Origin of the sequence: Streptomyces hyderabadensis (genome assembly GCF_020404845.1) — a bacterium.
GTDB classification, from domain to species: Bacteria; Actinomycetota; Actinomycetes; order Streptomycetales; family Streptomycetaceae; genus Streptomyces; species Streptomyces hyderabadensis.
The window spans coordinates 1-560 of record NZ_JAIOJZ010000152.1 but is presented as its reverse complement, the minus strand read 5'-3'; the positions used below and the strand labels follow the sequence as shown (position 1 = coordinate 560).

Below are 560 nucleotides of genomic sequence, written 5' to 3'. Positions count from 1 at the left end.
GACGATCATGTGGTGGGTGACCCTCCGATCTGCGGGTGGGACGGTCGCAGAACCGTGCAGACGTGCGCGGGCGTACGGCCCGGCTCCAGGCGCACATAGTTGGCCCTGCCCCAGTGGTAGGTCTCGCCGGTCAGCTCGTCGCGCACCGGCACCGACTCGTGCCAGTCCAGGCCGAGTTGCGGCATGTCCAACGAGACCGTGGCCTCCTGGGTGTGGCGGGGGTCGAGGTTGACGACCACCAGAACCGTGTTCGACCCCTGCCGCTTCGAGTAGGCGATCACCTCGTCCTTGTCCGTGGCGTGGAAGTGCAGATCGCGCAGCTGGTGGAGCGCCGGGTTCTCGCGCCGGATGGTGTTGAGGCGGGTGATGAGGGGGGCGATGGTGGTGCCCTCGCGGGTGGCGCGGGTCCAGTCGCGGGGGGTGAGCTGGTACTTCTCGCTGTCGAGGTATTCCTCGCTGCCGTCGCGCAGGGGGGTGTTCTCGCAGAGTTCGTAGCCGCTGTAGATGCCCCAGGCGGGGGAGAGGGTGGCGGCGAGGACGGCGCGGACCTCGAAGGCGGG

At 69.1% G+C, this 560-nt stretch carries 1 pseudogene; it reads right to left on the bottom strand.

What is annotated here, in order from left to right:
• Window positions 1-5 precede the first annotated feature (5 nt).
• Window positions 6-560, bottom strand: a pseudogene (locus tag K7854_RS37310) (alpha-1,4-glucan--maltose-1-phosphate maltosyltransferase); the annotation flags it as partial.